Raw genomic sequence first — 4,162 nt, 5'->3', positions numbered from 1 at the left:
AGAATTTAGAATTTAGAATTTAGAATTTAGAATTTAGAATTTAGAATTTAGAATGAGCTATTTGGAAATGCTATATAAGGCAACAGGCAACAGGTATACTACTCCTAAATGATAATAGAGAAAGCTTCATAAGTGCCTAAATTAGGCATAGTAAATAATCGATATTCAATAAATAATTCAAATAATTTCTTAGTGAGCTTGAAACATTTACATCGTTGATGCATCTGTTGTAACAGCTTTTTAGCCTGCCCCCAAATGTTCTCAATTGGATTTTATGATGGTGCGCGCCTGAGCAAAGCGTAGACAGTGAACATTCCACTGTTGATCAGTATTAACTTGTGCAAGAAAATTACGAAACTCCTGGGAACGGTGATAACTGGCTCCATCCCACACTAAAACAATCTGTGCCCCTTCACTTCGCCTTTGCAGATGTTTGATAAAATCAATTGTTGACGAACTGTTAGCTGTTTTATAAGCACTGAGTATAACTTCTCCACTGACACAGTCCAATGCCCCATAGTAAGTCTGAGAATCACGATAATTGTCTAAATCTACCTCTCGTCTTTCTTTACAATCTCCCCACCCATAACCACAAATATCCCCTGCACAAACATGACATTCATCTAAAGAGAAGACCCTAATTTTTCCCTTTTGGATTTCTTGTTGATTATGTTCGAGCCAATCACTAATCATTTGGTTGTGCTCATCGACCACAGACTTATCATACTTGGGACTTTTTTTTTACCCTTATGCCAACTCATTCCCGCACTCTTAAGTAAGTCGTAATAGCTTTGCACAGACCGATACACAACTCCATAAACGTGGTTCTTCATGGTCAACTAATTCCCAAAGATGTCTTTGTGTTTCTTGTTTAATCCAGTCTATGACAGCTTGACGTTGTGAATCACTCAAGTAACCTGAGCTACCTTTATGCCGTAACCTCAGACCAGAACATCCTTCCTCTCGATAGCGTTTTTCCCAACGACTAATATAGCTCGATTGAACTCCCAACACTGCTTGGATTTCTCGGTGCTTGAGTCCTTGAATTCGCATTTTCACGGCTATTGCTCGCTTTAGCTCTCTAGGGTCTCGATTGCTAGCTATAAATTCTTCCAGAGTCATGAGAACATTGTGGTAAATTTATATTCCATGATATCTGATTTTTCTTCAAAATCATTTAGGATTGGTATAGCAAGCAATATTAAAGATAATTTTAAGCGAATCATACTCAAAAAATACTGTACCTCTATAAGTGCTATAAACGCTTTAATTTTTGTTAAATATGTTAATAAAATTAACGTTTATCAACACCTTTATGTTCCCTGTTCCCGATTCCCGATTCCCGATTCCCGATTCCCGATTCCCGATTCCCTTTACAGCCAATTACCGACCAGAATAAAAGGTGCCCAAAACAGAGGTTCATTAAACTTGCTATCCCCAATTAAATCTAGTTGGGCTTTCCTGACCGCTTCTGCTTTAGTGATTTCTGGCTGTTTTAGGTATTCGTAAAACTTGTTGATGAATATAGCAGTGGAGTCATCACGCACTTTCCACAATGTCCCTAAAGTAGAACGCGCTCCCGATTTAATCGCAAAACCCGCTAACCCTAACATAGCTTGATCGTCCCCTTTAGCCGTTTGACAAGCACTAAGAACGAGTAAATCAATTTGGTCTTCTCCCAACAATTGTTGACTACGGAGCAGTTGCTCTAATTCTTGGACATTAATTTTATTTTCCCAGGTTAATATAAACGTCTCCTCAGCTTTGGAGCTAAACTGACCATGAGTAGCTAAGTGTATCACATTGGAGGTTTTAGTGGTTATTTCCTTAGACACTCTGTTGCTTGTAAATTCTTGATTGAGCATGACTGAGTCTGGGTTCAAGCTTTTAGCAATTTGCTCAATTTCCTGCTTCACCCCTGGTAAAGATTTAAAGCCTTGACGAGCTTCACTCAATCCCCCAGCAATGATACTAAATTTCTCTTTTCGTAACGGTTGTGGATCTAGCAGTTGCAACCCTAGAGACACGGAAATATTGTATTTTTCCACGAGATACTGCTCTCCATCGTGTAAGGCTGCCATCGGCAGTTTACGTAATTTGCCATCCAGGATAAACACCAGGGTTTTGGTATCCGTTAAAATTTGCTCTTGTTCCGCAGGTCGGATTAGCCAGTCATAAACTTTTTGGAGGTGGGGTAAGCGTTGGTCTTGCTTAAAGACAGGATGGAGGGAGCTCAAAAATCTGGTCAGGTTTTGCTCCACCTCTGCTGCAGACACAGACGTAGAATAATAGCCAATGGGTTTACCGGGGGCGGAGACAATCACAGCTAAACGTTCTGGCAAAATAATCGGGTAAATTACCGTTGCTGACCTGTCAATCTGATCAATTTCGGCAACATTGGCATCTAAACAAGCTTGCCGGAAAAAGTTATCCAGTTCTGCTAATTGTAAATCCTCAATGACCTGCCGTGCTTTTTTCAGGTTCTCTTGACTAGGATTACCGTCTAGCAACAATTCTACCAGTTCTCGGTATACTGGTTCAACGCTTTTTCGGAAGGAAAACTGGATATCTGGATTAATGGAAACTAAATCACCACGCAAGGTTTTTAAGTCTTTGACTGCTTCAGTGTAGGCCGCGATCGCTTCCGTCAATTTTCCCTGTTTTTTGTGCAATTTACCTAATTGCCAAGCCGCTTGGGAACTAATTTCCGTAGCGTTAATTTGTTGGGCAATAATTAAAGATTTTTGAGTAAGCTTGATAGCATCAGCTAACTGACCATTGCTACTATAAAGTTTGCCCCAGTGATAGAGGGCATAGGCTTCAGCTTGGGCATCCTTGAGTTTTCGGGCAGATTTAACTGCTTGGACAAGGATTTGATTGACTTGTTGAAGCGTCAAGGATTTACCTTGGTAACCCATTTTTTGCCAACTAGCGGCTAAGTTGACTGCCCCATAAACAGAGGAGCGACTGGGCTGTAACTGGCTCAGTTTTTGGTAAATTTTGGTAGCGATAGCATTAGCATTTTGCCACTGTTCTAATTGGAGATAAAGGCGTAGTTGGTTGAGGCGAATTTTAACTTTTTCTTCTGGATTGGTAGTGGCTTTTTCTGCTTGTTTAAAGTAATCTAAGGCTGCTGCATTATCTCCAGCATCAAGGGCTGTATTGCCTAAACTCAACAGGATAATACCTAATTGGTTAGTGGCTTCCATATCCTGAGCAATAGATAAGCTTTGTTCGAGTACCTCTCTACTAGCGTTTACATCCCCCAACACTTGCAAAGCGATGCCTAAACTTCTGAGCATTCCTACTTTAACTGTAGAATTTTCTGTAGTTGCTAATTGTTGATTAATCTCTTCTAGGATATCTTTTGCACGATTATAAAATCCTAAGCTTTGGAGGGCTTCAGCTTGGTTGATTTTGCTAATAAAAGCACCAGTTTTATCTACCGCTTGATCATAATACTTTTGTGCCCGTTGAAATGTTTCTAGGGCAGATTGGTTTTGTCCAGTGTGGAACAGGAGTCTGGCCTTGGTATTAAGAATTTGTGCCGACAGCAGAGGATTGTTACTGGTAGCTGATTCGACTAACTTAAGGCTGGATTCAATAGCAGTTTGGGCAACATCCCACTGACTGAGGTGTTGGTAAGCTAAGGATAGATAATTCAAACTCAAGGCTTGATGGAGAGAGTCACCCCGAGTTGCGTAATCTTGGGCTGCTTGTTCCCAAATTTCTGCTGCTTGGGCAAATTGTCCGCTATTGAAATAAGCTCTGCCTTGGTTAAGTTTACTAACTTGACTAGTAGCCTGAGGAGTTTGGGCTTGCAAGGTTGGAGCAATACTGACTTGGGGGTGGTGAAGGGATGCGATCGCTAAACTAGGAGTAGCTGTCAGTGCTAGGAATAAACTGGGTAATCCGACAGTAACTAAATTTAAGATGATTTTCATGATTCTATTGGTAATAGATTAATGCTTAAAGTAGCTAAAGTAGTATGGGCAAAGTCATCTCATCATTAATACTCATTTGAACCAAACTGTCTTTGCCGACCCTAAAATCTAATCCTCTTTAATCGCACAAGTTGCTCGTAGGAAATCGAGCGCCTGGCTGGAATTGACAACAGCGACTAATTCGAGATTACCTTGCTCATTAATAATCCAAGCATTAG

The 4,162-nt window shown here is 40.5% G+C and carries 3 protein-coding genes; all 3 read right to left on the bottom strand.

Annotation, left to right across the window (positions count from 1 at the left end; genetic code table 11):
- Positions 1-261: 261 nt before the first annotated feature.
- The 3 genes from AC4II3_RS31670 to AC4II3_RS31660 all read right to left on the bottom strand — a co-directional run bounded on the left by AC4II3_RS31670 (position 262) and on the right by AC4II3_RS31660 (position 3,944).
- Positions 262-693, bottom strand: coding sequence for a transposase (locus tag AC4II3_RS31670; protein ID WP_488029583.1), 432 nt, complete (start codon positions 691-693; stop codon positions 262-264).
- Between the two features lie 78 nt (positions 694-771).
- The gene (locus tag AC4II3_RS31665; RefSeq protein WP_488014653.1) at positions 772-1,122 is read right to left on the bottom strand and encodes a helix-turn-helix domain-containing protein; all 351 of its coding nucleotides are present in this window, start codon (positions 1,120-1,122) and stop codon (positions 772-774) included.
- A gap of 251 nt (positions 1,123-1,373) precedes the next feature.
- Positions 1,374-3,944 (bottom strand): CHAT domain-containing protein, encoded by a 2,571-nt coding sequence (locus AC4II3_RS31660; RefSeq protein ID WP_488014655.1) that lies wholly within the window; start codon positions 3,942-3,944, stop codon positions 1,374-1,376.
- Positions 3,945-4,162 lie beyond the last annotated feature (218 nt).

The sequence above is a fragment of the Moorena sp. genome (genome assembly GCF_982860115.1).
This window is presented reverse-complemented; position numbering and strand designations above follow the sequence as displayed.

Bases quoted from the DNA above. Each gene is read 5' to 3' on its own strand.
- AC4II3_RS31670 (WP_488029583.1), bottom strand. From the start codon at position 693: ATGATTAGTGATTGGCTCGAACATAATCAACAAGAAATCCAAAAGGGA.
- AC4II3_RS31665 (WP_488014653.1), bottom strand. From the start codon at position 1,122: ATGACTCTGGAAGAATTTATAGCTAGCAATCGAGACCCTAGAGAGCTA.
- AC4II3_RS31660 (WP_488014655.1), bottom strand. From the start codon at position 3,944: ATGAAAATCATCTTAAATTTAGTTACTGTCGGATTACCCAGTTTATTC.